A 26,006-nucleotide genomic window follows, 5' to 3' on the forward strand; every position below is an offset into this window, starting at 1 on the left:
TATGCCAACAAATGCACCAAACCCCGGCTCAAACGCCGAAGAATCAAGCTCCAACTTTCCTTTTGTAGGATGGCTGCGTGATGTTGCGCCCTATATTCATAGCTTCCGTGAGAAGACCTTTGTGATTGCCTTTGCCGGTGAGCTTGCTCAGGAAATCGGCCTCGAGAATCTCATCGAAGATATCGCCATGTTGCATGCCATGGGCATGCGTATTGTTTTAGTTCACGGCATCCGCCCTCAAATTGAAGAGCAGCTTATGCTCCGCAATATCAAGAGTCAGTTTGGTCAAAGCGCCATGCACAGCTATCGCATTACGGATGCCGCCGCTTTGGAGTGCGTTAAAGAAGCTGCCGGCGAATTGCGTCTCGATATTGAAGCAGCATTTAGTCGTGGATTACCGAATACGCCAATGGCAGGTTCACGCATCTCCGTGATCTCTGGCAACTTTATTACTGCAATGCCGGTGGGTGTCGTTGAGGGAATCGATTACATCCATACCGGTTTAGTACGTAAGGTGGATTCCACCTCAATCAAACTCTCGCTTGATAGCAACAAGATTGTGCTGCTCTCACCCTTGGGCTTCTCCCCTACTGGTCAAGCATTCAATCTGGCCTTTGAGGATGTGGCTGCATCTACTGCTGCCGCCCTGAAAGCAGATAAGCTGATTTTCCTCAGCCCTTACACCGGCTTGAAGGATGAAGAAGGTGATTTCATCACCGAGCTCTCGATGCCCCAACTACAAGAATATGTAGCTCAACATCCAGAGCTGGATCTGGGCATGAAGAGTTTGCTTAATATTTCCGGTAGAGCAATTCGTGCTGGTGTCAGCCGCGTGCACTTTCTGCCTTGCAATCAAGATGGCGCCCTCTTAGAAGAGCTCTTTACCCACGATGGTATCGGCATGATGTTGGCCTCATCTGATATTGAAAATTTACGCGAAGCTAATCAAGATGACGTTGGTGGCATTCTGCAGTTGACTAGCCCATTAGAGGAAGAAGGTATTTTGGCCGCTCGCGGGCAAGACGTGATTGAGCGTGATATTCAGCGCTTCTCGGTGATTGAGCATGATCGCGTACTCTTTGGATGTGCAGCCCTCTTCCCCTTCCCTAATGGCGTAGGTGAACTTGCTTGCCTTGCGGTAGACCCAGACGTTCAGGGTTCGGGCGATGGAGAGCGTCTACTTAAGCGGGTGGAGATGCGGGCTAAACGCGAAGGTATTAAGAAGCTTTTCGTATTAACTACGAGAACTGAACATTGGTTTTTAAAGCGTGGCTTTAAGCGCGCCTCAGTAGAGGATCTCCCAGAAGAAAGAAAACAGATTTACAACTGGGATCGCAAATCCATGGTTCTGACCAAAGATCTATAAGCTTTCATCGCTATTTTTGGTTTTACATTAATTAGATTTAGTACATCGTATTTGAAAGGCATTACAAATGGCACGCATGGTTCAATGCATCAAACTCAATAAAGAAGCTGAAGGTATGGACTTTGCTCCATTGCCTGGTGACTTAGGCAAGAAGATTTGGAATCAAGTCTCCAAAGAGGCATGGGCAGCCTGGCTAAAACAGCAAACCATGTTGATTAATGAGAATCGCCTCAATATGGCTGATCCTCGTGCCCGTCAATACCTACTCAAGCAGGTAGAGAAATACTTCTTTGAGGGTGGTGCTGATATGGCACAGGGTTATGTGCCACCAGCAGAGGAATCTAAATAATCAATTAGACTAAAAAGTCAGGCGGTTTACGCCTGACGCATTGCTCACCAGCAAGATGTCGGCTTTCTCTTTTGCAAATAGCCCGACAGTAATCACCCCAGCAATTTGGTTAATTTGCGTCTCAAGCGCAATGGGATCGACGATTCTTAATCCGGCTACATCCAGAATCCAGCCACCGTTATCCGTTACAAATGGCTGACTTGGTGTCTGCCCCAAATCTGTACGAGTCTCTTTAGCCATTCTGAGGCTGACAGTGCCGCCCAGCTTCGCGAGCTCTTGAGTCACAATACTTTTAGACAGGGGAATAATCTCTACAGGCAAAGCGAAATTGCCCAAGACTGGAACTTGTTTTGATGAGTCGCAAATACAAATAAATTGCTTTGCCATCGAGGCGATGATCTTTTCACGAGTTAAGGCGCCACCGCCACCCTTAATCATATGACCAGCTGGATCGATTTCATCGGCACCATCAACATAGGCAGGCAACTCCCCCACTTCATTCGGGTCCAAGACCTTAAAACCGTGCTTTAGGAGGCGCTCAGTTGTGGCGTTAGAACTGGATACCGTTCCAGCAAAATGGTCCTTATGGGGTGCCAGAGCATCGATAAAGCAGTTCGCTGTTGAACCAGTGCCAACACCCAAGATTTGGCCCGCAGCTAGCTTTAACACCTCATCTCGAGCCGCTTCACCTACCAATTGTTTTAGTTGATCTTGATTCATGATCTTGCCCGACATCCTTATTTGAACTGGAACTGCCTTATTTATCCATCTATCATATGATATTCAATCTTATTGATGTATTAATCGAGAGTATTCAAGATCCTGATGACTTCCCCTGCTACCGCACTAAGCCAACTAAAACAACTAACTACCGTCGTAGCTGATACCGGCGATTTTGAGCGTATGCGGGAATACCAACCGCAGGATGCCACCACCAACCCATCCTTGATTCTGAAAGCAGCTCAACAAGCCAACTATCAGGCCTTGGTAAACCAGGTTAAGTCGGCTCACCCCGGCATGAAGCCGGTTGATTTAGTTGACTACATCCTAGTGGCATTTGGCCTTGAGATTTTGAAGACGGTTCCAGGAAGAGTATCAACTGAAGTGGATGCCCGTCTATCTTTTGATACACAGGCAACCATTCACAAAGCAAAACACCTCATCGCCCTGTATGAGTCTCATGGCATTAATCGAAAGCGCGTCCTAATAAAGCTGGCTGGTACATGGGAAGGCATTCAAGCAGCTAAGGCTTTAGAAGCTGAAGGCATTCATTGCAATATGACGCTTCTCTTCTCGCTAGTACAAGCGGCAGCCTGTGGCGCCGTGAATGCCAAATTGATCTCACCATTTGTAGGTCGCATTACCGATTGGTACAAAGCCAAACTCGGCAGTAGTTGGAATGACGCAGATAACGGTGGAGCCAATGATCCTGGCGTCACCTCCGTCAAGCGTATCTTCCACTATTACAAGCACTTTGGCATCGCCACTGAAATCATGGGGGCTAGCTTTCGCAATTCAAGTCAAATTTTAGAGCTGGCCGGATGTGACTTACTCACCATCAGCCCAGAGCTGTTGGGCGATCTCCAAAATAGCGCTGTGCTGGTAGAGAAAAAACTTAATGCCAGCAATGCAGCGAACGCTCTGGCTAGTGAGCATATCTCTCAACTCAAACTGGATGAATCCAACTTTAGATTGCAGTTAAATAATGATGCCATGGCCACTGAAAAATTGGCTGAAGGCATTCGTAACTTCTGTATTGATACTGAAAAGCTAGAGGCTTTATTAAGCAGCTAAGTCTTAAGATGAGCTACTGAGGAATCAACATGATTATTCATTGCCCCCATTGCAGCAAAGGGAATCGAGTTCCTACGGAGAAGCTCAATCAGATTCCTGTCTGCGGAGCTTGTAAACAAGAGCTCCTATCTTTGCCAATCAATGCCACTGCAGCAAACTTTCACGAGTTAGTTGGGCAATCAGTGTTGCCAGTGATCGTGGATTTTTGGGCGCCCTGGTGTGGCCCTTGCAAGATGTTTGGTCCAACTTTTAGGGCAAGTGCTATTGCTCATGCCAATCAAGTGTTATTTGTGAAAGTGAATACCGAGGCAGAACAAATGCTCGGGTCACAATGGAATATCCGTTCCATACCAACTCTGGCAGGATTTAAGAATGGCAAAGAAGTGCATCGCATTAGCGGTGCACTACCGCCAGCCCAATTAGAGCAATTTGTACAGCAACTGGTGAAATAGTCAGATAGAAATTACTTCTTGGCGGTATTGATACCTAAAATACTATAGGCCGGACAATTACCCATCATCCCAGTTAGCAATGGGATGACGCCAATCCAAGCCCAGGGACCAGTAATTCCAAAACCTGCAAGACCCATCAAGGTAACGCCAACGGTCATGCGCAGAACGCGATCAGTGTGTCCAATATTGCATTTCATAAGAACCTTTTGAGTGAATGAAGCGATGCGTTAGTTACTTAGTCTCTTTGGCTAAGCGCTGTCTTAATGCCTCATACAAGCATACGCCACTCGCAACAGAAACATTCAAGCTCTCCACTACGCCCTTCATTGGGATACGCACTAGCTCGTCACAAGTCTCGCGCGTTAAGCGTCTCATACCCTCACCCTCTGCGCCCATGACAATACCAATCGGACCAGTGAGATCCAGATCGTAAATAGACTTTTCAGCTTCATCATCCGTACCAATAAGCCAAACACCCGCTTCTTGCATTTCTTTCATACTGCGAACCAGATTGGTAACCGTAATCACAGGCATCACCTCTGAAGCGCCGCTCGATACCTTACTCACAGTGGCATTAATGGAGGCCGAGCGATCTTTGGGGATCACAACGGCATCGACACCTGCACCATCAGCGACACGCAAGCATGCACCAAAGTTATGGGGATCAGTGACACCATCCAATACTAAGAACATCACCTTGCTTTGATTGCTCTCCGCATCCTCAACTACTTCGGTAATTGTGCGAGCGATGGTCATCCTCTCAGCCAGAGCGACTACACCCTGATGGCGATCATGACCTGCTAGTTTATGCAAACGCTCAGAGTCAGCCGCATGCAATCTTTCGCCCAAGATCTCTTCAGCCTGCTTCAGAAAATCTCCCATGCGGCGATCGCGACGACTGGGATCAAAATATACCGACTTCAGACTTGCTGCATCCACCCTTAAGCGCGCTTGTACAGCATGAAAACCTACTAATATTTGCTTCATGTTTACTTATCTCGATTCTGTATTGCTATTTATTTACGACGCGCTTTAGTGCTACGAACGGGCGGCTTTGTACCAGCAGGCTTGCCAGCCGGCCTATTAGGCTTGCCAGACTTAGCCACTTTACTTGCAGTTCGTCCAGCATGATTTTTTGACTGATTCGCACCAAGATTGCCAGCAGATTTAGCAGCATTGACATTGACGCCAGCATGCTTCTGCGGTTCTTTGCTACCAGGTCGACCTTTTTTAGGAGCGGCTTTCTTATTGGGTCTACCGGTATCGCTAGCCAAAATAATTTGGCGACGATTGGTGGTACCGCCTGGCTCAAGGCCAACGGACTTGACGAGACTAAATTCAATCTTGCGGGCATCAAGATCAACCCGGCTAACTAAGACGTGTACTCGATCCCCTAAGCGATAACGAATACCTGTTCTCTCCCCGCGGAGTTCTTGGCGAGCTTCGTCATACTGAAAATAATCGCCACCCAATTCGGTGACATGAACCATGCCCTCAACAAAGAGGTTCTCTAGCTGAATAAATAAACCAAAAGACGCCACACCAGTTACCGTACCTGCATATTCTTGACCCAAATGATCGCGCATGTAGTAACACTTCAGCCAAGCCTCAACATCACGGGATGCCTCATCAGCACGACGCTCATTAGAGGAGCAATGCACTCCTAATTGACCCCAAATCGGCAAGGAAGCATTTGCGCCCTTCGGCAATTTAGGTAAACGTGAGCCTTTAGCCGCAGCTTCCTTGGCATCGTTATGAGACTTCTTCGCATTGACAGCATTCTCCCGGCCTTTACCCTTGCGAGGCAAAGTCAGGTTCAAGGGAACCAAAGGTGGCAATACTGGTGTGTAGGGCTTCTTAGCCAAAATTGCTTTAATCACCCGATGCGTCAATAGATCTGGATAGCGGCGGATCGGACTTGTGAAATGCGAGTAAGCAGGATAAGCAAGGCCAAAGTGACCTTCATTATCAGGTTGATACATTGCCTGCTGCATAGAGCGTAATACAACTGACTGCAACATGTTTGCATCTGGACGCTCTTTGATTTCACGCATCAGCTTGGCATAGTCTTTTGGTTTTGGCTTTTCACCACCGCCTAAGGACAAGCCAGAGGTGCGCAAGACTTGACGTAGGGTAACCAACTTCTCTTCAGATGGTTCAGCGTGAACACGATACAAACTCAGGTGCTTGTTCTTATCAATAAAGTCAGCAGCGCAGACGTTGGCTGTCAACATGCATTCTTCAATCAAGCGGTGAGCATCATTGCGTTGGCGTGGCTCAATACGCAAAATCTTACCTAGCTCATTACTAATGATTTGGGTTTCAGTAGTTTCAAATTCGATGGCGCCGCGTTTTTGACGTGCATCTAACAAAATTTTGTAGAGCGAGTAGAGGTTGGTCAGCAAAGGTCTGAACTCAGCAAAACGGGTTGCTTCAGGACCTTTGCTATTCGAAAGAATCTCCCAAACGGTATCGTATGTAAAGCGCTGCGCAGAATGCATTACTGCTGGATAAAATTGATAGGCCAGCACTACACCGTTGTTATCCACAACAGAGTCACACACCATACACAGACGATCAACCCCAGGATTCAATGAGCAAAGGCCATTGGAAATCTTCTCTGGAAGCATAGGTATTACCCGTCTCGGGAAATACACTGAGGTTGCACGTAGGAGGCCCTCATCATCCAAAGGCTGGCCCGGCTTAACATAATGGGATACGTCTGCAATCGCTACGATTAAGCGCCAGGCTTTGCTCTTGCCATACATGACTGGTTCGCAATACACCGCATCATCGAAGTCACGTGCATCAGCACCATCGATAGTAACCAAAGGAACATCGCGCAAATCTACGCGGCCCTCAAGGTCAGATTGCTGAACCGAGTCTGGTAACGCATCAGCTTCTTTTTTGACCGCCGCTGAAAACTCATGGGGAACGCCATACTTACGTACAGCGATTTCAATCTCCATACCGGGATCGTCAATCTCACCCAAGACTTCAACAACACGGCCAACAGCTTGACGATAGCTATCTGGATAGTCAATGATTTCGACGCTGACGACCTGACCTAGCTTGGCATTACCCTGACCTTTTGGTGGAATCAAAATGTCGTGACCAATGCGTTTATCTTCCGGCGCAACAATTAAGACACCATTCTCATTTAAGAGGCGGCCAATGACTACTTTATTAGCGTGCAAAATCACGTCGACAATCTGACCTTCTGGGCGACCGCGGCGATCTGTTCCTAATACTCTGACATTGACTCTGTCGCCATGCATGACGCGGGACATCTCTCTTTCGGAGAGGAAAATATCTTCACCGCCATCATCTGGGATTACAAATCCAAATCCATCTCGGTGACCTTGGACTGTACCTAAGCGGTCAGCCTCTCGTGGCACCAAGTTTTTTGCTTTACGCATTTAATTCCTTCGGCAATACATGCCTTATATATCAATGATTATTCTTGCTTAGGCTACTGTATCAAACCACTAAGTCTGAAGGGAAAAAGCCAAAAGGGGTTGGAAAGTGGGCCAAAAGGCGCATACCTTTATAATAACGGCATGCCCAGGTGGCGAAATTGGTAGACGCACCAGCTTCAGGTGCTGGCGATCGTAAGGTTGTGGGGGTTCGAGTCCCTTCCTGGGCACCAAATACACCTACAAATCCTATATGGGGACAAAAAGGCCTATTTCAATAGGCACTTAAATCCCCATAGTTCGATGCAAGATCTTGGGTTTCATTTCATCCCAAAGACTTTCAAACTCTTCCGCCCTATCTTCCGATAACTGAATAGGCTCAAAGAGGCCGCTAAAGAAAATGGTCTTTTTGGGCGCCAAGGTCTTTTCAAACTCGCTTAATCCAACCGGCTTATCGTCAATATCCCGCGTTAACTGGGCAGAGCACACAATGACTTCATCATCATCCTGATCGATAACCGCAAATTCGATCAGCTGCTGGGATTTCTCCAGAATGACTAAGGTGCCGCGCGCATAACAAACGGCCTCATGCTCCTGAACGATGTAAGCCAAGAACTGATCTTCCTCATTCTTCTCCATGCGAAGATCATCTATGAAAAAGAGATATTGATCACCCGCGCCATTTACCAAAGTAAAGACTTTTGGGATCACCCCATGCCCTAAGGCTAGGTTGCGGTAATAAGAAGAAAGTTCAACAGCGAGGTTTTCGGCGAAAAGATGCATAAAAAGTAAACAGTTAAAAGATTATTCGGTGCGAGTTTTAATTGACTCAATAATTTTCAGGAATGGTTCTGCCTTAACCGAGCTTTGACCTTTAAAAGGTTGGTCTGTAATTACCAAAAGAGAGATCAGCGCTCCCATGGTCACTGGCAAAATTTTCAATCCCATGAAAAATGAATCGGATGGTAAGAACAAAGTATTGATACCCAACAAGGCCATCATGCAGATAATGATGACCACCCAAAACAAATTAGGTAGGCGTACTGATGAGCGCTCTATTCTCGCCTCCCTGCTTTCAGCAACCTCTTCCGCCTTTTTAAGAATATCGGTGTACATCGCGGTCTGCCGATTGGTATGAGGCTCAAGAGATAGGAGCTTTCGAGAAATTCCGCGCCACAGCATGTGGGTCTTTGAGCTACCCAGTCCATCCTTTAACAAATCCCATTCGTCGTACACAATCGAGTTCATGTACTCAAATAATTCTGCGCGCACCGGAGCAATCGCAGGATCACCATATCGAACCAGTAAACGATCGAGATTATTAATCTGGCCAGCCTCTCGAGAGACTAAAGATTGCACTTCACGAAAATTGGTTTGCGCCTGATTTAACAAGAAACCAATTAACAGTCCACTTAAAGTAATGATGGATCCGAATAGACTTAAACCCAAGCGAGTGCTATCTTGGGTAGGAGCAAACATCGGAATGGCCTGCAAAATACGGGGCATAACATCTAACAAAACTACAAAGAACAGCACCAGAATAATCAATATCTGAGCATTGCTCCGCTTATAAATCCAATTGAAAAACATGTGAACCTTAAAATGGTTTGTTAATGGCCTAAAGTATTTTTTAAGAAAGTCATAGTGCGATCCCAGGCCAATTGAGCAGCAGCTGGATTGTATTGAAGTGGCGGCAGACCTCTCGAATCCGACTTCGGATTTGCAAATGCATGCTTAGCGTCATAACGCTCGAAGTCATAGGTAACCCCAGCTGCTTTGAGTTTCTCTTCAAGCTGATCAACGCCAGCTATAGAGAAGAAATCATCATGCAAGGCCCAGTGCGCCAGCATCGGCTTTTTAATGGCAGACGCATCAACATACTCTAAGGGAGGGTAACCATACCAAACCACCGTTCCATCACATTCAGGAACCAGGCCAGCTGACAACACGGTAAGTGCCCCACCCATACAGAAGCCAGTGACAGCGACTTTATTGCAGCCGCTAGATTTTAGATGCTGAACTGCGCCGCGTATATCTTGACTAGCGGCATCTCCAAAGTTAAGGTCATTCATGAGATGCTCAGCTTCATTCGCTTCCAAAGCGAGTTTGCCGCGATAAAGATCTGGCACCAAAGCGCGATAGCCTGCATCCGCGAAACGCTTAGCAACCTGCTTGATCTCATCATCAAGTCCCCACCACTCTTGAATCACAACTATGCCAGGAGCATTTTGTGCGTTAGCGGGTTCAATCAAATAGGCATCTACTGAAGTGCCATCAGGTCTTTGAAATGTAATCATGGCAATATTTCCGATCTCGTATTAGAAATGAATTGGGTTTAGCGCGCCTGCTTATCGTTATGAATATAGCCCACCAAGTAGAAGGTAAGCAAGCCACATAGAGCTGCCCCATAACCTACTAGGTTGTAATGTTCCATTTTCCCATCGCTACCGATAGTCACAACTACACCAGCAATTACGGATGCTAGTCCTGAGGCCAGCATCTGCACGGAACCTACTAGACTCATAAAGGTGCCCCGGATTTTGGCATCCACCACTTGACTCACAATCGCCATCGCCGGAATCATGCGTCCTGAAACCAGGACAAAAAATGCAGTGGAATTGATCAACACAACCCAGAGTGGTACTGGCATGAGATTGGTTGTCACCAGCAAAGGAATGAGGCTAATAATCGCGAGCGCTCTAAATACTTTGACCTTACCGTAACGATCAGCCATATGGCCGATGATTCGAGAGCTCATGAGTGTAGCGATCCCCCCGCAAAGATAAATTAGCGAGATATAAGAGTTATCAATCCCGACATTAGAGGTCAGGTACAGGGCGATATAGGGGATCACAGAAAATCCGGTCAACATAATCAAGGCCATAAAAATGAATGCTCGCAGATGTTGATGGGCAACAAAGATGCTCCAGATTTGACTCAGTCGACTACCTTCGTGTGTATGTCCTAGATGGCCAGCGATCTTAGGAATATTGCGATAACCTAAATAAAGTATGAGACTGGAGATCAAAGCGATAAAGATAAATGGCGCACGCCAACCTAAGGAGGGAATGTTATTGGCCAGAAATAAACTTAAGGGAACTCCAGCAACTGTGGATACCGAGAATGCCGACATCACCGTACCTAAAGCTTTGCCTCTACGCTCGAAGGGAATGGAATCTGCAATGATGGTTTGAACTAATGAACCTAGAATGCCGCCAAATGCCCCTGCAAATGCGCGGGCAATAAACAACGAATGGTAATCAGGCGCTAAACCACAAACCAAGGTGGCAATAATGAAGCAGGCATACAAACTCAGTAGCAGCACCCTTCTCTCAAATCGGTCTACAAAGTAGGTAGCAAAGACACCGGCAATAGCGGCAGCAAACGTATAAGAGGAAAGCAATAAACCAAACTCATGAGTATTGATATTGAGCTCTCGAATAAATTCGGGGCCCAAAGGCATCATGATCATGAAGTCCAGAATATGAGTGAACTGAATTCCAGCTAATGAGAATAAGAAAAAACGTTCTTTTCTCTTTCCGCCTGGCATGTGATGCTCGGTCAATGGGTTTCTTTACATGATATTGAGGATGTGCCATTATCAAGGCTTACCGATAAAAATGCTCCTCAGTCTTAGTGCTAAGGCTTAAACAATTTTCGACTGCTCTTCATCCTAGATCCAAATACCCATGCTTGAAGCTCTCATTAATTTCCCCCTAATTCCACTACTAAGGGATGCGCTTTGGGGAATAGTTGGTTTAGTGGCGATTTTGATTTTTCATGGCAGCGCCATTAATCACATCTATATGCGATTTGAACGACACACAGTTAAATACTTGAAATTTAATCAATACAACCGTGTATTCACTCATTTTTACGCTTCATTTGCCTTCATCGCACTCACCCATCTGCTGGAAATTTTCCTGTGGGCCATCTTCATTTTTAGTTTCAGCCTCTTTAAAGAACCCATTGAAGCAATTCTTTTTGCTGGTAGCTGCTACACCACCGTAGGCTTTGAACCCGATGCGTTACCAGATGGCTGGAAAACTTTGGCTTTCTTTATTTCCTTTACAGGGCTGTTCTCCTTAGCGTGGACCACTTCCATCATGTTCGGCATGACCAGCACTTATAAACAAGCTTGGAATTTGAAATACAAAGATCGGTTTGATCTGTAAGTATTTCTAATTTTGTTGCATTGCAGTGAATTTAGAGTATCATTAGGGTTAACCCTTAAGGAGCTCACCATGGCACATTCAAACTCAGTACAGTTTCATCAGGCACCAGCTTTTAGCTTTAAGCCTTTATTTGCAATTAAGGATTTCTTCGCCTTATTGGCAGCAGCGTTTAGCGAAGCTAAAGTAATGGAACAGAAATCCCGCAAAACTAGTGGAAATTGGTAATTTATTGCTAATTTAGCACTGTTTTAGACCATTTTTGGTCATTTTTTAAGAATTAAGCCTCTGATTTTTTCAGGGGCTTTTTTCTTTTCAATTGCATCCCTAGCGCTTGATGTAATACCCATAGACGCAACGTGAACCGCCCCGAGAAGGGTTATGCGTATCCTCAATCACACCATCAATTACCGCCGTTAAGTGCTTAGACACCTTCACAATGAGTCGACCCGAAGGTAACTCACCAGCAAGTAAATGTACCTGGCAACCCGCCCCAACCTTCATGGTGGGAACCCAATCAAAGCCATGTCCCAAAATATAGTCATGAAAGACATTGCGATGGTTGCCATTTCGCGGTGAAGCCCCCTTGGCGTTAAGTCTTCTAGCCAACTTGTCATTTCGTTGTTCTGCATAAAGGGCGTTGGCAGAACGGAGATCCTCGTAGACTTGCAGATAAGGTAACTGGGCAGCAATCGCAATCGCCCGAACCACGCAGTCACCTGCACCGCCTTTAAAGCCAGCCGCTTCCCTACCCCCGTCATTGAGCTGAAAGCCAAGGGCTTGCCTTTGAGAATGAGTACTTCTGGCAAAGGGGTTTAAAAAACTAAACATGGCTTGACTGGGAAATTCAGTAAGTGGCGGTCAAAAGAAAAATGGACTTGCCTTTCGACAAATCCATTTCATCTTGAGACTGATCGGCCGAGCGCTTAAGCGTGCGCCTTTTTAACTTCCAAACGCCATGCATGAAGCAAAGGCTCGGTATAGCCATTAGGCTGCTCTAGACCTTTGAAAATCAAATCGCTAGCTGCCTTGTAAGCATAAGAGTCTTTAAAGTTCGGCATCATTGGCTTGTACAAAGGATCGCCAGCATTTTGACCATCCACCACTTTTGCCATACGCTGCAAAGTCTCGTTCACTTGAGCTTCAGTAACCACACCATGCAATAACCAGTTAGCGATATGCTGACTAGAAATACGCAAGGTTGCACGGTCTTCCATCAATCCAACGTTATGAATATCTGGCACCTTAGAGCAACCAACACCTTGATCGATCCAGCGAACCACATAACCTAAGATACCTTGGCAATTGTTATCCAACTCTTGCTGAATCTCTTCTTTAGACCAGTTGGCTTTTTCGACTACTGGAATAGCCAACAAGTCATCAATTAAAGCTTCGGCTTCAGCAGCGGTATCTAACTGCTCCATCTCTTTTTGCAATTGCGCTACGTTCACTTGATGGTAGTGCAAAGCATGCAATGTTGCGGCTGTTGGCGATGGAACCCAAGCTGTATTTGCGCCGGCCTTTGGGTGAACAATCTTTTGCTCAACCATGGCTTTCATCAAATCTGGCATGGCCCACATGCCTTTACCGATTTGAGCGCGGCCACGTAAGCCGCAATCCAATCCAGCCAAAACATTACGACGCTCATAGGCAGATAACCATTTGCTGGTCTTCATATCACCTTTGCGCATCATTGGACCCGCATGCATTGCTGTGTGCATTTCATCACCAGTACGATCAAGGAAGCCAGTATTAATAAAGGCCACGCGTGCCCCAGCAGCAGCAATTGCCGCTTTGATGTTGGCACTCATGCGACGCTCTTCGTCCATGATGCCCAGCTTTACAGTATCAGCAGGTAAGCCAAGTAACTTCTCAACACGGCCAAAGAGCTCACCAGCAAAGGCAACTTCTTCCGGGCTATGCATTTTTGGTTTAACGATATAGACAGAGCCCTTACGTGTATTACCAATTGTCTGAGTTGCAGGACGATTAATGTCATGCAAAGCAATCAATACAGTCACTACAGCATCCAAAATGCCTTCATAAATCTCTTTACCATCGGCAGTGAGGATGGCTGGGTTAGTCATCAAGTGTCCGACATTGCGGAGGAATAACAAAGAGCGGCCATGTAAAGTCACAACGCCATCTTTAGCATTAACTGCGCCAATACCTGCTGTGTATTTGCGATCCGGATTTAATGCGCGGGTAAATGTCTTACCACCTTTGCTAACTTCTTCAACCAAGGTACCCTTGAGAATACCCAACCAGTTTTCATAGGCAACTACTTTGTCATCGCCATCCACTGCGGCAATCGAATCTTCCAAATCCAAAATAGTAGAAAGTGCGGCTTCGAGCACAACATCGTTTACACCAGCAGCATCGCTGGCACCGATGGTTTTGCTCTTATCAATTTCAATATCAATATGTACGCCGTTATTGCGTAGGAGAACTGAAGAAGGTGCAGAAGCATTGCCCTGGTAGCCAACAAACTGTTTCTCATCAGCAAGACCAGTTTTGCTGCCATCCTTAAGGTTGACAACTAACTTATTGCCATCCACCGTGTAAGCAGTAGCGTCTGCATGCGAACCTTTGGCGAGAGGGGCTGATTGATCTAAGAATTGGCGAGCAAAGGCGACCACCTTGGCACCACGAATCGGGTTATAGCCACCAGCTTTAGTGGCGCCATCTTCCTCAGAGATCACGTCGGTACCATAAAGAGCGTCATACAAGGAGCCCCAACGTGCATTAGCTGCATTTAACGCATAACGCGCATTGAGAACTGGCACCACCAACTGAGGTCCAGCTTGAAGCGCTAATTCATCATCGACGTTCTTGGTAGTGCCCAGAACTTTTCCTGGCACTTCGTCTAAGTAACCAATCTCTTTGAGATGCTTGCGATAAGCAGGCATATCTTTAATAGGGCCTGGATTAGCCTGATGCCACTTGTCCAAATCCAATTGCAGGCGATCGCGCTTAGCCAATAAGGCCTCATTCTTTGGTCCGAGGTCTTTAACGATTTCGTCAAAACCCTTCCAAAAATCAGCGCTCTTAATGCCTGTTCCAGGCAAGACCTTATCTTCGATGAAACGGTATAAGGGTGTAGCCACTTGCAGGCTATTACATTGTGTACGTGCAGTCATTTCTAAACCTCAAAACAGATATATGAATTAATTGTGCAAAAGTTAATTAGTAAAAAGATTAACCCTTGAATGGATGTTGTAGAAGAATCGTTTCATCACGTTCAGGTCCTGTTGAGACCATAGCGATCGGCTTTCCTGCAACTTCTTCGATACGACGCAGGAACTTCTGTGCCTCTATTGGGAGTTTGTCCCATTCACGAATACCAAAAGTCGTTCCCTTCCAGCCTGGGAAATCCTCGTAAATTGGTTCACAGCGAGCAACGGCTTCAGCGCCGCGCGGCAATACATCTAATTTTTGACCGTCAAGGGTATAGCCAACACAAAGACGAATAGTCTCAAAGCCATCCAACACGTCAAGCTTGGTAATGCATAGGCCAGACAAGCCGTTGATCTGAATAGAGCGCTTCAATGCAGCAGCATCTAACCAACCGGTGCGACGTGGACGGCCCGTAACGGAGCCGAACTCTTTACCTACTTCAGCTAAACGGATGCCCACTGGATCTTGTTTTGCTGGATTATCAAAGTCATACAACTCGCTTGGGAATGGTCCAGCACCAACGCGCGTGCAATAGGCCTTGGTGATACCCAAGATATATTGCAATGAATCAGGACCAACGCCAGATCCTGCAGCCGCATTACCCGCAACGCAGTTGCTTGAAGTGACATAAGGATAGGTACCGTGATCGATATCGAGCAAGGTCCCTTGTGCACCTTCGAATAATAAATTTTGTCCAGCCTGCTCTGCTGCATATAAAGCACTAGAGACATCCACCACCATCGGCTTAATACGCTCTGCATATGACATGGCTTCTGCTAATGTCTTTTGATAGTCAACCGCCTCTGCACCATAGTAGTTAGTAAGCATGAAGTTGTGATACTCCAAGTTCTCACGCAGTTGTGCTGCAAACTTTTCTGGATAGAACAAATCTTGGACACGTAATGCGCGACGTGCAACCTTATCTTCATAAGCCGGTCCAATGCCGCGGCCAGTAGTACCGATTTTGGCGTTGCCACGTTTTTTCTCACGGGCATGATCAATTGCTACGTGATACGGAAGAATCAATGTGGTTGCTTCAGAAATCTTCAAACGAGATTGAACATCTAAACCAGCCGCTTCTAATTCACCAATTTCTTTAAAGAGCGCTTCAGGAGAAAGTACTACGCCATTACCGATATAGCATATGACGTTCTTATGCATGATTCCAGATGGGATCAAACGCAGGATCGTTTTCTTATCCCCAATGATCAAAGTATGCCCAGCGTTATGTCCACCCTGAAAACGTACAACCGCTTGAGCATGGTCAGTTAACCAATCGACTACTTTTCCCTTGCCCTCGTCACCCCACTGGGTGCCAATGACAACGACGTTACGACCATGAGCTTGTTGCTTTGAAGACATAATGAAATCCAAAAGGTAATTACAGAATTAGTACGTTATTAATAAAGCGGGTTATTTCTTTTTCACTTCCCATGAGCTGCCTTGCTTTACTAGCTCACGATCACAAATATATTCAGCTGCTTCTACTGCATCGCCACCCATTGCCTGAATGACTACTTCACCAGCATTGCGCAATTCAGCAATCTTGCTAGCCAGGCTTGCGTCCACAATCCAAGGAGCTACGACCGCAGACTTCCTTTGCGCTGTAGGCGCAAGATTGGCAAGAGTCAAAAGGTCCATTGAAAAGCCAGTGGCAGGACGAGGACGTCCAAATGCTTGCCCAACATGATCATATCGACCACCACGCGCAATTGGCTGCGGCAACTTATCAACATAAGCCGCAAACATCACACCGCTGTGATATTGATAACCGCGCAAATCCGCTAGATCAATGCTGAGCTCAACATCATTAGACAAGCCTGCAATAGCGGCAGCGAGTTTTTCTAATTGCGCCAAAGCTTCATCAAGCAACTTGTGTTTTGGTAAAGCTTGTTTGGCACTTGCCAATACGGATGCGCATGGGCCATTTAAGTCAGTAAGCGCCATTAATGCTTCAGCAGATTTAGCTGGCAGGCACTTGGCCCAAATTGCCAAGCGCGGTCTATCCTTACTTTGCAGCAAACCATAGAGCGCTTCAATGTCACCCTTCTCCAGACTTTGCCCATCCAGAATGCCTTCGAGCACACCTGCATGCGAGAGATCCAGGTATACCTTATTCAGGCCAGCTACGCGCAGAGTCTGCAGCAGTAAAGTAACGGCCTCAAAATCCGCTTCCCAACTCGCGCAGCCATAAATTTCAGCACCAAGCTGCAACTCTTCCCGTGCAGAGCTACCAACTGGAGTGCGAGCATGCGCAACCGAACCGGCATAGCAAAGCCGAGTAACCCCCTGACGGTTAAGCAGATGAGCATCAATGCGGGCAACCTGGGGTGTCATATCAGCACGTAAACCCAATGTGCGACCTGACAATTGATCAACCAATTTGAATGTTTGTAAATTGAGATCTGAACCAGTGCCTGTTAGCAATGAATCCAAGTACTCCAAGATCGGAGGTGCAACCAGCTCATAGCCATAGGATTGATATAAATCCAAAATGGCACGGCGCAGAGTCTCTACTTTACGAGCCTCGGCTGGTAAAACATCAGCAATATCTTCAGGTAGTAACCAACGATTCATGATCTGAAATATTCACTCTCAATTTTTCTTGTGCAAGAACTTAAAGAACTCGCCATTGGGTTCAACCACCATGACATCCTTCTTATCCTTGAAGGAGCTACGGTAAGCCTGGAGACTTTGGTAGAACTGTGCAAACTGTGGATCACGACCAAATGCTTCTGCATACAGTGCGGTCGCTTTTGCATCACCAGAACCTTTAATCTTCTGAGCTTCACGATAGGCTTCAGCCAAAATCGTGTCTCGCTGACGTTCAGCATTGGCTCGAATCTTGTCAGACTCTGCGGCTCCCGTTGAACGTAACTCATTAGCTACACGTTTACGCTCCGCTTCCATCCGCCTATAAACAGAGTCACTTATCTCTGCCAATAAATCGACGCGCTTGAGGCGAACATCAACGATTTCTACGCCAATATCAGATGCATCATCGGCAACTTTTTTACGAATACCTTGCATCACTTGCTCGCGCTGATCCGAGATGATTTCTCTAACAGTCCGTTTAGTGAATTCTTCATTTAGAGCTGAACGTACAAGTTGCGTCAGACGATCTTGCGCCAAACGCTCATCACCCTTAAAGCTCACGAAGAATTTTCGGGGATCAACAATGCGCCATTTGACGTAAGAATCCACCAGGAGATTTTTCTTCTCTGAGGTAATAAAACGCTCAGCCTCTGGGGTATCAATAGTCAGAATACGGCGATCGAAGAAGCGAACATTTTCAAAAGGCGCTGGGAATTTCAATTGCAAACCAGGTTGTTCGATGACCCTCACAATTTGGCCAAAGGCAAAAACTACAGCAAAGTTACGCTGATCGACAACAAAAATACTGGAGGCCAAAACATACACCAGGGCAATCAGGCCAGCGATGGCGGCTAAGAGACGATTTGCGTTCATTATCTGGCATCCCCTCTATCACGGCTTCTGAGACCGTCGCGTTTATCGGAAGCACCCATGCTTGGAGTGCTGCTCGCACTTGGGCTAGTTGCATTGTTGCTAAACGGTGCAGCTGGATTGCCGGTTGCACCGCCTACTGTCACAGATCCAGTTGGCGTAGACCCCGCAACTTGACCTGCAGCAACTTGGGCACTTTCTGAGCTCACTTGCGCAATGATCTTATCTAAAGGTAAATACAGCATGCTATTGCTCTTGGTGGTATCGACCAATACCTTAGAGACATTGTTGTACATCTCGCGCATGCTATCGATGTACATACGATCACGCGTTACACCAGGTGCTTTTGCATACTCAGTTAATACTTGTTTGAAGCGATTGGAATCACCCTCGGCAGTTGCAACTACTCTTGCCTTATAACCTTCAGCTTCTTGAATCAGTCGATCGGCTGTACCTTTTGCGCGAGGAATGATGTCATTGGCATATGCCTGACCTTCACTCTTGAGACGCTCCTGATCTTGCCCCGCCTTCACAGCATCATCAAATGCTGCCTGCACTTGCTCTGGAGGTTGAACGTTTTGGACGGTCACGCTCGTAACATAAATACCGGTCTTATAACTATCCAGAATTTTTTGTATCGAGGCAGCCAAATCAATCGCAATTTTTTCACGGCCTTCATACAAGACAGTATCCATCTTGCTACGCGCTACGATTTCACGTACCGCTGTTTCTGCAGCTTGCACCACAGTCGTATCGGGATCACGATTGTTAAATAAATAATCCGTTGGATCTTTTAAGCGGTATTGAACAGCAAAACGCACATCGATAATGTTTTCATCTTCGGTCAGCATCGAGGTATCTTTTTGATTGGTTGCTTTAATCAAAATAGAGCGACCCACTTCGACCGAACGCACTCCAGAAACATTGACAGTTTGCTCAGCCTGCACAGGCCAAGGCATGCGCCAGTTGATGCCAGGTCCCGCGGTGTAAGAATATTTACCAAAGGTAGTCACTACACCAGACTGACCCTCTTGAATAATGTAGAAGCCACTAAAAATCCAAATCAATGCCACGCCACCAGCTGCCAATATCACTGTGGCTTTAGAGCCGAATGGATTGGTGAAGTTGAAGTTGGGCGCACTCATACCGCCGCCGTTTCCACCATTGCCGCCGCTACCACCACCATTACCACGCTGTGATGGTGGAGGAATGTCAGTGCTGTTTGGCTTATTTGCAGGCTTGCTAGATGAACCGCCTGGCTTTTTTTTGCCACCAAACATTCCGCTAATACGGTCGTTGAAATCACGCCAGAGTTCGTCCAAGTCTGGTGGACCGTCAGTTTTAGAAGGTTGACCAGTTGGTCTTGGTGTATTTGGCTGAACTTCTACCGGCTTTTCAGCTTCTGAGCTACCGGGTTCAGCCTGAGGAGATTGCTCACCACCCTGCCCACTTTTGGCATCTTTAGATCCAGCACCTGAGTGGCTATTACCCCAGCCTGGATCATTGACCGAGAACAGCTCGAGAAATTTACGCATCGTTTGGTGAATATTTTCGGTTAGAAATCGGGTTAAATTCAGAAGTCTCTGGTCGTTCGGGTAATGGAGCTAAAAACTCATCTGGGTCCATTTGGACCTTGGCGCGATTCTGCTCGACCCTTATTCTATCAGTCATTTGAGAGCATTCGGCGAGGGCTGAGCGCAATAAATCAAGGCCTAGGCCCGTCCTAGCGGAGAGGAAAACCTGACTCGGGATTCCCTCGGAATCTCGGACCAAAACTGCCCCTTCTGTAAAGGTCTGGGGCATCTGATCAATCTTATTCATGACCTCAATTCGAGGGATGTCATCCGCCCCAATTTCCCTTAAAACCGCCTCTACTTCGGCCTTTTGCTCCCTTGCAACTGGGCTGCAGGCATCAATGACATGCAAAATGAGGTCAGCATGGATGGTTTCATCCAAGGTGGCCCTAAAGGCCTCTACCAGCTGGTGGGGCAATTCCCGGATAAAACCCACTGTATCGGAGATCACAATAGAACCCACTCCATCTAAATGGACTTTTCGGGAGGTGGTGTCAAGGGTCGCAAACAGCTGATCTGCCGCATATGTCCCCGCTTTTGTAAGGGCATTAAATAGCGTGGATTTACCGGCATTGGTGTAGCCCACCAAGGATACGGAAAAGACATCCTTACGATTACGAGCCCTTCTTTGGGTTCTTTGCTGGCGCTGGAGCTTCTCGAGCTCAGTTTCTAAGCGCTTGGCTTTGGTTGCCAGCATCCGTCGATCCAGCTCCATCTGGGTTTCGCCAGGACCGCCACGAACACCAATACCACCACGTTGACGCTCCAAGTGACTCCAAGCGCGCACCAAGCGTGACATGCGATAGCGCACTTGGGCCAGTTCAACTTGGGTTTTACCAATATGACTTTGCGCCCTTTGGCTAAAGATATCCAAAATCAGGCCAGTACGGTCCATGACATGAAAGCCAATATGACGCTCTAGATTGCGTTGCTGAGTGGGAGACAGTGGATGGTTAAAGATGACCAATTCGGCTCCCTGCTCCTCCATCACTTTTTTGACTTCATTTGCCTTGCCCGAACCAATAAATAAAGCAGGATCGGTTTTACCTTTCCGGGCAATCACACTTGCAGTTGGTATAGAGCCGGCACTATCCGCTAAAAGGCTGAGTTCAGCCATGCTGTCCGCAAAGTCCTCGCGGCCTGTGTCGACTCCTACCAGAACGGCCCGCGCCGCATCTACACCTGTTTTATACAGAGCTGACTTCTTCCGTACGGAACTCCACTGCACGAGCAGGAACAATCGTGGAAATGGCGTGTTTGTAAACCATCTGCGTCACGGTGTTGCGCAAGAGAACGACGTATTGATCAAAGGATTCAATATTGCCTTGCAACTTAATGCCATTGACGAGATAGATGGAGACAGGAACATGCTCTTTGCGCAAAGCATTGAGGAAAGGATCCTGTAGTAATTGGATTTTGCTGTTATTCATACTGCTCCTTATTGTTTTTTATACGCTGCTTCTATTTTGGGAGTCTTGCTTTTTTTATTAAATAATCTACCGCCAGGGACTACTCAGAACTGCACACTACAACTGTCTACCTCTCACATAAGGGGGTCTGATGTTTGAAAATCAAGACCCTCCCCTAAAACATAGTTAAAGCACAGTTAAAACTGTACCGCTATTTTTAATTTTTTACTTGCGCTTACCTTTTTTGCCCTTGTCCGCATCAACGTATGGGTTTTTAGCGGTATTCATCTGAATACGCAATGGGGTACCGCGTAACTTGAAGACTTCTCTAAAGCGGCCTTCAAGATAGCGCTTATAACTATCAGTGACACCACTCAAGGATGTTCCATGAATCACCACAATTGGCGGGTTCATACCGCCTTGGTGCGCATAGCGTAATTTTGGACGGCCCATACCCACACGCTTAGGCTGCTGATGCTCAATTGCCTCTTGCAAAATACGGGTGAGTTTTGGTGTTGGCAATTTCGCCATCGCTGCAGCGTAGGCCAAATCAACATCTTTAAATAGTTCTTTTAAGCCAGTGCCTTTTTTCGCAGAAATTGGATGCACGTTTGCAAAATCGAGGAAGCGCAATTTTTGGGCAATCTCTAAACGCGCACGCTCTTTAACGTAAGCATCTAACCCATCCCACTTATTCACAGCAACTACTAGAGCACGTCCTGCTTCCACAATAAAGCCTGCGATATGCGCATCTTGCTCAGAGATATCTTGCTGTGCATCGAGCATCAAAATCACCACATTGCAATCCGCAATAGCTTGTAATGTTTTAACGACTGAGAACTTCTCAATCGCTTCAAAGACTTTTCCACGGCGACGCAGACCTGCAGTATCGATCAAGATGTAAGGCTTGCCATTACGTTCAAACGGAACTTCAATTGCATCCCGCGTGGTACCTGGCATGTCAAATGCAATCACACGCTCTTCACCGATCAACTTATTGATCAAGGTAGATTTACCGACGTTAGGCCGACCCACCACTGCAATTTTCATTGGGCGATTGGGGTCGTTTTCCAATTCTTCTGGTTCTGGCTCTGGAATGCCTAATGAATCCAAAGCATCATCGATTAAACCGCGTACGCCATCACCATGTGCTGATGAAATTGGGAATGGTTCGCCCAGACCTAACTCATGAAAGTCTGCAGTAACTACACCTGCTTGCATGCCTTCAGTCTTGTTGACTGCTAGGATGACTGGTCTACCGGTCTTGCGCAAGAAATCCGCAATGACGCGGTCTTGTGGCGCCATACCTAAACGACCATCTACCAAAAAAATAATGATGTCGGATTCAGCAACCGCTTGTTTCGTTTGTTTGGCCATCTCGGCAACGATGCCGGTCTTGGCAACTGGCTCAAAACCACCGGTGTCAACGCAAATAAATGCACGTTCGCCAATGCGGCCTTTACCGTAGTGACGATCTCGAGTTAGTCCCGAGAAGTCAGCTACCAAAGCATCACGTGAACGTGTTAGACGGTTAAAAAGCGTCGATTTACCAACGTTTGGACGGCCGACAATGGTGATGACTGGATTCATTTTGGACTGTACGCCGCTAGTTTTCCACCTTGAGATTGAACCAAGATGAGGCCATTCACCGCAATCGGTGCGGCTGTGATTGGACTGCTGTCATGACGAATGCGTGCCAGCATTTCACCATTCGCTTGTGAAAGTGCATGCACATAACCTTGTGCATCACCTACGAGTAATACTCTACCAACTGCCATCGGTTCACCCACATCTCTAAATGTCAGTTGGGTGTTTTCCCAAACTTGTGAACCGTCTTTGACCGCAAATGCAGTGACATAAGACTTTTCGTTGGATGAGAAAACCAAGTCAGGGCTTTGTGCCGTACCGGTGTAGCTTGAGTAATCCTTGAACCACAATAAATTACCAGTACGCGCTTGACCGCAACCAACGCGGCCTTGATACGAAACAGCACAAATAATTTCACCGTCCATACTTGGCTTCGCAGTGACATCATTCAGGCGCTCGATTTCAGAGAAACCCTTTGGAAATGAAACCGGGGTCTCCCAAACTAGACCACCATTGGCAATCGCAATCATGCCGAAGCGACCACCCGCAAAACCAGTCACGATCACCTCATTACCAATCGCCAACATTCCGTAGCCTACTCGCAAAGACAAGGCAGATTGTTGACGTTGATAGGTCCATTTACGCACGCCGGTTTGAGCATCAAGACCAACGAAGCGATTATCTAATGTGCGGATGATGACTACTCCACCAGCCACTACTGGCTCTGATAAAACTTCGCTACCAACACTCATATTCCAGATAGGTTTACCAGCATCGTCATAAGCATAGACAGTGCCTTTAGTGGTTACGACTGCTGTAGTACGTCCATCCGATCCAGGACCAATCGAAAGACGATCTGGCACGGAGACTTCCCAAAGCTTATTGCCAGTCATCAAATCAATCTTGACCAAGTTACCGCGATGAGATGCGGCATAAACAGCATCCCCAGCTACTGCAGGATGAAAGTTAAACGGCTCAGATGAACCAACACTAGTTGACCATACCGGAGCCAAATCAAATTGATTACTTACCGGTACGAGCTCAGCAGGCTTGCGAACACGTGAGCTGCCAGAACAAGCTGCCAAGGCCAGTACAACGGAGCCTAATACGAGTGTCGTGCTCGCTAGCTTTACTACACGTTTGCAATCCATCATCACTGAGCTACTCCTCCGACGGCATCCAATTTAACCTTTAAGAGACGACGCGCCTCTTCAGGGAATTCTTTGACATCATTTAACTGTTTCCATGCCGCCTCATAACTCTTGCGCGCATCATCCATATTCTTTTGAGCCAAATACCAATCGCCGCGACGCTCTAACCATAAAGCCTCAAATCCAGAAACAGGTTTATCTTTCAGGATGGCATCGGCTTCGGCAAAATCTTTCTCAGAGCCCTGCTCTATTAATTGCGCTGCTAAACGTAATTTTGCTAATGCTAGATAACCTTGATCAGACGAATTCTTAGTGGCCCAACGTAAATACTCCATTGCCTTTGCTGCGTCACCTGCATCAGAAGCAATCTTTGCAGCAACTAAGCTAGACATTGCTGCGTAAGGCGTACTTGAAAACTGTTTTTGCAAATCATCGGCCGCGCGCAAAGTTTGATCTTTATCGCCTTTATTAATTGCCGCGACCATCGTCTCATATAACTGTGAAGCAGCAGACGCTTGACTAGTGCGCCACCATTGGTAACCGCTATAGCCAGCATAGGCAAATAAAACCACCGTCAACACACCAGTAATGAGGTTGCGATACTTTTGCCAAAATGCTTTAAGTTGATCTAATTGTTCTTGTTCTTCTAGGTCTAAAGGCATGTCAATCCAAGCTAATAAATGCAGTATTAATCATTAATGTCTTAATTCTATTCGGTGGCGCCAACAATGGCATCAATTACCGCTTCTACAACGCTATCTAGCGCTACCGCCTTCTGTTCGCCGCTACTACGCAAATCCTTCAACTGGGCCTCATCCTTCGCCAACTCATCAGGACCAATAATGACGGCATAGGCCGCCCCACTGGCATCTGCCTTCTTCATTTGAGACTTAAAGCTGGCAGTTTGACCGTCTGGAGGACAAAACAAGATGACATCAATACCAGCATTACGTAGACGCTCAGCAATAATCATGGCAGCAGTCAAAGTCTCACCGCCCTGATGAATGACGAAGGCGTCGCACTGGGCTTGCGGCTCAGGCAATGTTCCCGAAACCTTCATGAGCTCCAAAACACGTTCCATCCCCATGGCCCAACCACAGGCTGGAGTAGCTTTACCACCCATGCGCTCAATTAAGGGGTCATAACGACCACCACCAGCAATCGTGCCTTGAGTACCCAACTCTTCGGTAATCCACTCAAAAACAGTCAAGTTGTAATAATCCAAACCACGCACTAAACGGGGGTTGATTTTGCAAGGGATGTTATTCGCCTTCAATAAAGCTTGAACCGCCTCAAAATGTTTGAGCGACTCTTCGCCCAAGAAATCCAATAACTTCGGCGCGCCTTCAATTAAATCTTGCATTGCCGGATTTTTTGAATCCAAGATGCGTAATGGATTGGTCAGCAAACGACGCTGTGAATCTTCATCGAGTTGCGCTTGGTTTTTCTCAAAGTAGGTTACCAAGGCTGCGCGATGCTCTGCACGTTCAGGAGCCTGTCCTAGAGAATTAATCTCTAGACGCACACCCTTGAGTCCAAGCTCATCCCACAGACGTTGACCCATCAAAATGATTTCAGCATCAATATCCGGACCAGCAAAGCCCATTGCTTCAATACCAAATTGATGGAACTGGCGATAGCGACCACGTTGTGGACGCTCATGGCGGAACATGGGACCGGTGTACCAAAGACGCTTAGGTCCTTCGTAGAGCAAATTATTCTCCACCACGGAACGAACGATAGCGGCAGTACCTTCTGGACGTAATGTGAGTTGTTCACCATTGAGGCGATCTTCAAAGGAATACATCTCCTTTTCAACAATATCGGTTACTTCGCCAATACCACGCTGAAATACAGCAGTTGCTTCAACAATCGGGGTTCTCAAAAACTCATAACCATAAGCACGCGTGAGATCACGTAAGACATGCTCTAAATGCGTCCACTGAGCAGCATCTGCTGGCAAGAGATCGTTCATGCCGCGAACGCCATTAATCTTTTGAATCTTTTGTGTTTTAGCTGGGTTAGCCTGGTCAGTCATGGTATGCGCTTCAGTTCTTCTTTATTGTTCTTTTTTGTTGTTCTTATTTTTTACTT

At 46.7% G+C, this 26,006-nt stretch carries 26 protein-coding genes and 1 tRNA gene; 7 read left to right on the forward strand and 20 right to left on the reverse strand.

The window, feature by feature from the left end:
• Position 1: 1 nt before the first annotated feature.
• On the forward strand, positions 2-1,366 hold the full coding sequence (gene argA, locus FD971_RS05555; RefSeq protein WP_215333294.1) for an amino-acid N-acetyltransferase: 1,365 nt from the start codon (positions 2-4) through the stop codon (positions 1,364-1,366).
• Positions 1,367-1,433: 67 nt separating this feature from the next.
• Entirely contained in the window at positions 1,434-1,715 is a 282-nt protein-coding gene (locus FD971_RS05560; RefSeq protein ID WP_215333295.1) for an oxidative damage protection protein, read from the forward strand.
• A 9-nt stretch (positions 1,716-1,724) separates the two neighbouring features.
• Here FD971_RS05560 and rpiA read toward each other — a convergent pair whose 3' ends face one another.
• The gene (gene rpiA, locus FD971_RS05565; protein WP_215333296.1) at positions 1,725-2,435 is read right to left on the reverse strand and encodes a ribose-5-phosphate isomerase RpiA; all 711 of its coding nucleotides are present in this window, start codon (positions 2,433-2,435) and stop codon (positions 1,725-1,727) included.
• Positions 2,436-2,540: 105 nt separating this feature from the next.
• On the opposite strand from rpiA, the gene tal reads away from it, so the two are divergent.
• Positions 2,541-3,509 carry a transaldolase gene (tal, locus tag FD971_RS05570; RefSeq protein WP_215333297.1) on the forward strand — a complete coding sequence of 323 codons (969 nt, stop codon included), beginning with the start codon at positions 2,541-2,543 and terminating at the stop codon, positions 3,507-3,509.
• A gap of 29 nt (positions 3,510-3,538) precedes the next feature.
• The gene (trxC, locus tag FD971_RS05575) at positions 3,539-3,961 is read left to right on the forward strand and encodes a thioredoxin TrxC (RefSeq protein ID WP_305848900.1); all 423 of its coding nucleotides are present in this window, start codon (positions 3,539-3,541) and stop codon (positions 3,959-3,961) included.
• An 11-nt stretch (positions 3,962-3,972) separates the two neighbouring features.
• On the opposite strand, the gene FD971_RS05580 is transcribed toward trxC, so the two are convergent.
• Genes FD971_RS05580 through rnr form a run of 3 tightly spaced genes read right to left on the reverse strand, consistent with a single transcriptional unit; the run spans position 3,973 to position 7,380 of the window.
• Positions 3,973-4,158 carry a DUF2892 domain-containing protein gene (locus FD971_RS05580; protein WP_215333298.1) on the reverse strand — a complete coding sequence of 62 codons (186 nt, stop codon included), beginning with the start codon at positions 4,156-4,158 and terminating at the stop codon, positions 3,973-3,975.
• A 34-nt stretch (positions 4,159-4,192) separates the two neighbouring features.
• A complete protein-coding gene (gene rlmB, locus FD971_RS05585) occupies positions 4,193-4,948 on the reverse strand; it encodes a 23S rRNA (guanosine(2251)-2'-O)-methyltransferase RlmB (RefSeq protein WP_215333299.1) in 756 nt (251 codons plus the stop codon).
• A gap of 29 nt (positions 4,949-4,977) precedes the next feature.
• The gene (rnr, locus tag FD971_RS05590) at positions 4,978-7,380 is read right to left on the reverse strand and encodes a ribonuclease R (protein ID WP_215333300.1); all 2,403 of its coding nucleotides are present in this window, start codon (positions 7,378-7,380) and stop codon (positions 4,978-4,980) included.
• A 143-nt stretch (positions 7,381-7,523) separates the two neighbouring features.
• Between rnr and FD971_RS05595 the strand changes: the two genes are divergently transcribed.
• Positions 7,524-7,610: transfer RNA gene (locus tag FD971_RS05595), tRNA-Leu, on the forward strand.
• A gap of 52 nt (positions 7,611-7,662) precedes the next feature.
• Here FD971_RS05595 and FD971_RS05600 read toward each other — a convergent pair.
• The 4 genes from FD971_RS05600 to FD971_RS05615 are packed head-to-tail and all read right to left on the reverse strand — an operon-like array spanning position 7,663 to position 10,927.
• A complete protein-coding gene (locus tag FD971_RS05600) occupies positions 7,663-8,160 on the reverse strand; it encodes a hypothetical protein (protein WP_215333301.1) in 498 nt (165 codons plus the stop codon).
• A gap of 21 nt (positions 8,161-8,181) precedes the next feature.
• Entirely contained in the window at positions 8,182-8,967 is a 786-nt protein-coding gene (locus FD971_RS05605; RefSeq protein ID WP_215333302.1) for a DUF4239 domain-containing protein, read from the reverse strand.
• A 20-nt stretch (positions 8,968-8,987) separates the two neighbouring features.
• On the reverse strand, positions 8,988-9,674 hold the full coding sequence (locus FD971_RS05610; RefSeq protein ID WP_215333303.1) for a dienelactone hydrolase family protein: 687 nt from the start codon (positions 9,672-9,674) through the stop codon (positions 8,988-8,990).
• A 38-nt stretch (positions 9,675-9,712) separates the two neighbouring features.
• On the reverse strand, positions 9,713-10,927 hold the full coding sequence (locus tag FD971_RS05615; RefSeq protein WP_215333304.1) for an MFS transporter: 1,215 nt from the start codon (positions 10,925-10,927) through the stop codon (positions 9,713-9,715).
• 139 nt (positions 10,928-11,066) lie between these two features.
• Here FD971_RS05615 and FD971_RS05620 point away from each other — a divergent pair, with 139 nt between their 5' ends.
• Positions 11,067-11,552 carry a hypothetical protein gene (locus tag FD971_RS05620; RefSeq protein ID WP_215333305.1) on the forward strand — a complete coding sequence of 162 codons (486 nt, stop codon included), beginning with the start codon at positions 11,067-11,069 and terminating at the stop codon, positions 11,550-11,552.
• A 69-nt stretch (positions 11,553-11,621) separates the two neighbouring features.
• Positions 11,622-11,777, forward strand: a complete 156-nt coding sequence (locus tag FD971_RS05625; RefSeq protein ID WP_215333306.1) for a hypothetical protein — start codon at positions 11,622-11,624, stop codon at positions 11,775-11,777.
• A 99-nt stretch (positions 11,778-11,876) separates the two neighbouring features.
• On the opposite strand, the gene FD971_RS05630 is transcribed toward FD971_RS05625, so the two are convergent.
• From FD971_RS05630 to hisS, 12 genes are all read right to left on the reverse strand, one after another.
• On the reverse strand, positions 11,877-12,380 hold the full coding sequence (locus FD971_RS05630) for a hypothetical protein (RefSeq protein ID WP_215333307.1): 504 nt from the start codon (positions 12,378-12,380) through the stop codon (positions 11,877-11,879).
• A gap of 95 nt (positions 12,381-12,475) precedes the next feature.
• Positions 12,476-14,689 (reverse strand): malate synthase G, encoded by a 2,214-nt coding sequence (locus tag FD971_RS05635; protein ID WP_215333308.1) that lies wholly within the window; start codon positions 14,687-14,689, stop codon positions 12,476-12,478.
• A gap of 58 nt (positions 14,690-14,747) precedes the next feature.
• On the reverse strand, positions 14,748-16,088 hold the full coding sequence (locus tag FD971_RS05640) for an adenylosuccinate synthase (RefSeq protein WP_215333309.1): 1,341 nt from the start codon (positions 16,086-16,088) through the stop codon (positions 14,748-14,750).
• Positions 16,089-16,139: 51 nt separating this feature from the next.
• Positions 16,140-17,303, reverse strand: coding sequence for an ATP phosphoribosyltransferase regulatory subunit (locus tag FD971_RS05645; RefSeq protein ID WP_215333310.1), 1,164 nt, complete (start codon positions 17,301-17,303; stop codon positions 16,140-16,142).
• Between the two features lie 18 nt (positions 17,304-17,321).
• Positions 17,322-18,194: a protease modulator HflC gene (gene hflC / locus FD971_RS05650; RefSeq protein WP_215333311.1), complete on the reverse strand. Its 873-nt coding sequence runs from the start codon at positions 18,192-18,194 to the stop codon at positions 17,322-17,324.
• A complete protein-coding gene (gene hflK / locus FD971_RS05655; protein WP_215333312.1) occupies positions 18,194-19,726 on the reverse strand; it encodes an FtsH protease activity modulator HflK in 1,533 nt (510 codons plus the stop codon). The genes hflC and hflK overlap by 1 nt, the downstream gene beginning before the upstream one ends.
• The gene (gene hflX, locus FD971_RS05660; RefSeq protein ID WP_215335240.1) at positions 19,719-20,924 is read right to left on the reverse strand and encodes a GTPase HflX; all 1,206 of its coding nucleotides are present in this window, start codon (positions 20,922-20,924) and stop codon (positions 19,719-19,721) included. The genes hflK and hflX overlap by 8 nt, the downstream gene beginning before the upstream one ends.
• 28 nt (positions 20,925-20,952) lie before the next feature.
• Positions 20,953-21,195 carry an RNA chaperone Hfq gene (gene hfq, locus FD971_RS05665; RefSeq protein WP_114653200.1) on the reverse strand — a complete coding sequence of 81 codons (243 nt, stop codon included), beginning with the start codon at positions 21,193-21,195 and terminating at the stop codon, positions 20,953-20,955.
• Between the two features lie 204 nt (positions 21,196-21,399).
• Entirely contained in the window at positions 21,400-22,764 is a 1,365-nt protein-coding gene (gene der, locus FD971_RS05670; protein ID WP_215333313.1) for a ribosome biogenesis GTPase Der, read from the reverse strand.
• Positions 22,761-23,915 carry an outer membrane protein assembly factor BamB gene (gene bamB, locus FD971_RS05675; protein ID WP_215335242.1) on the reverse strand — a complete coding sequence of 385 codons (1,155 nt, stop codon included), beginning with the start codon at positions 23,913-23,915 and terminating at the stop codon, positions 22,761-22,763. Before bamB ends, der begins: the two co-directional genes overlap by 4 nt.
• Positions 23,915-24,574: a tetratricopeptide repeat protein gene (locus FD971_RS05680; protein ID WP_215333314.1), complete on the reverse strand. Its 660-nt coding sequence runs from the start codon at positions 24,572-24,574 to the stop codon at positions 23,915-23,917. Before FD971_RS05680 ends, bamB begins: the two co-directional genes overlap by 1 nt.
• 47 nt (positions 24,575-24,621) lie before the next feature.
• Positions 24,622-25,950 (reverse strand): histidine--tRNA ligase, encoded by a 1,329-nt coding sequence (hisS, locus tag FD971_RS05685; RefSeq protein WP_215333315.1) that lies wholly within the window; start codon positions 25,948-25,950, stop codon positions 24,622-24,624.
• Positions 25,951-26,006 lie beyond the last annotated feature (56 nt).

It is taken from the genome of Polynucleobacter sp. AP-Ainpum-60-G11 (assembly GCF_018688375.1).
Lineage (GTDB): Bacteria > Pseudomonadota > Gammaproteobacteria > Burkholderiales > Burkholderiaceae > Polynucleobacter.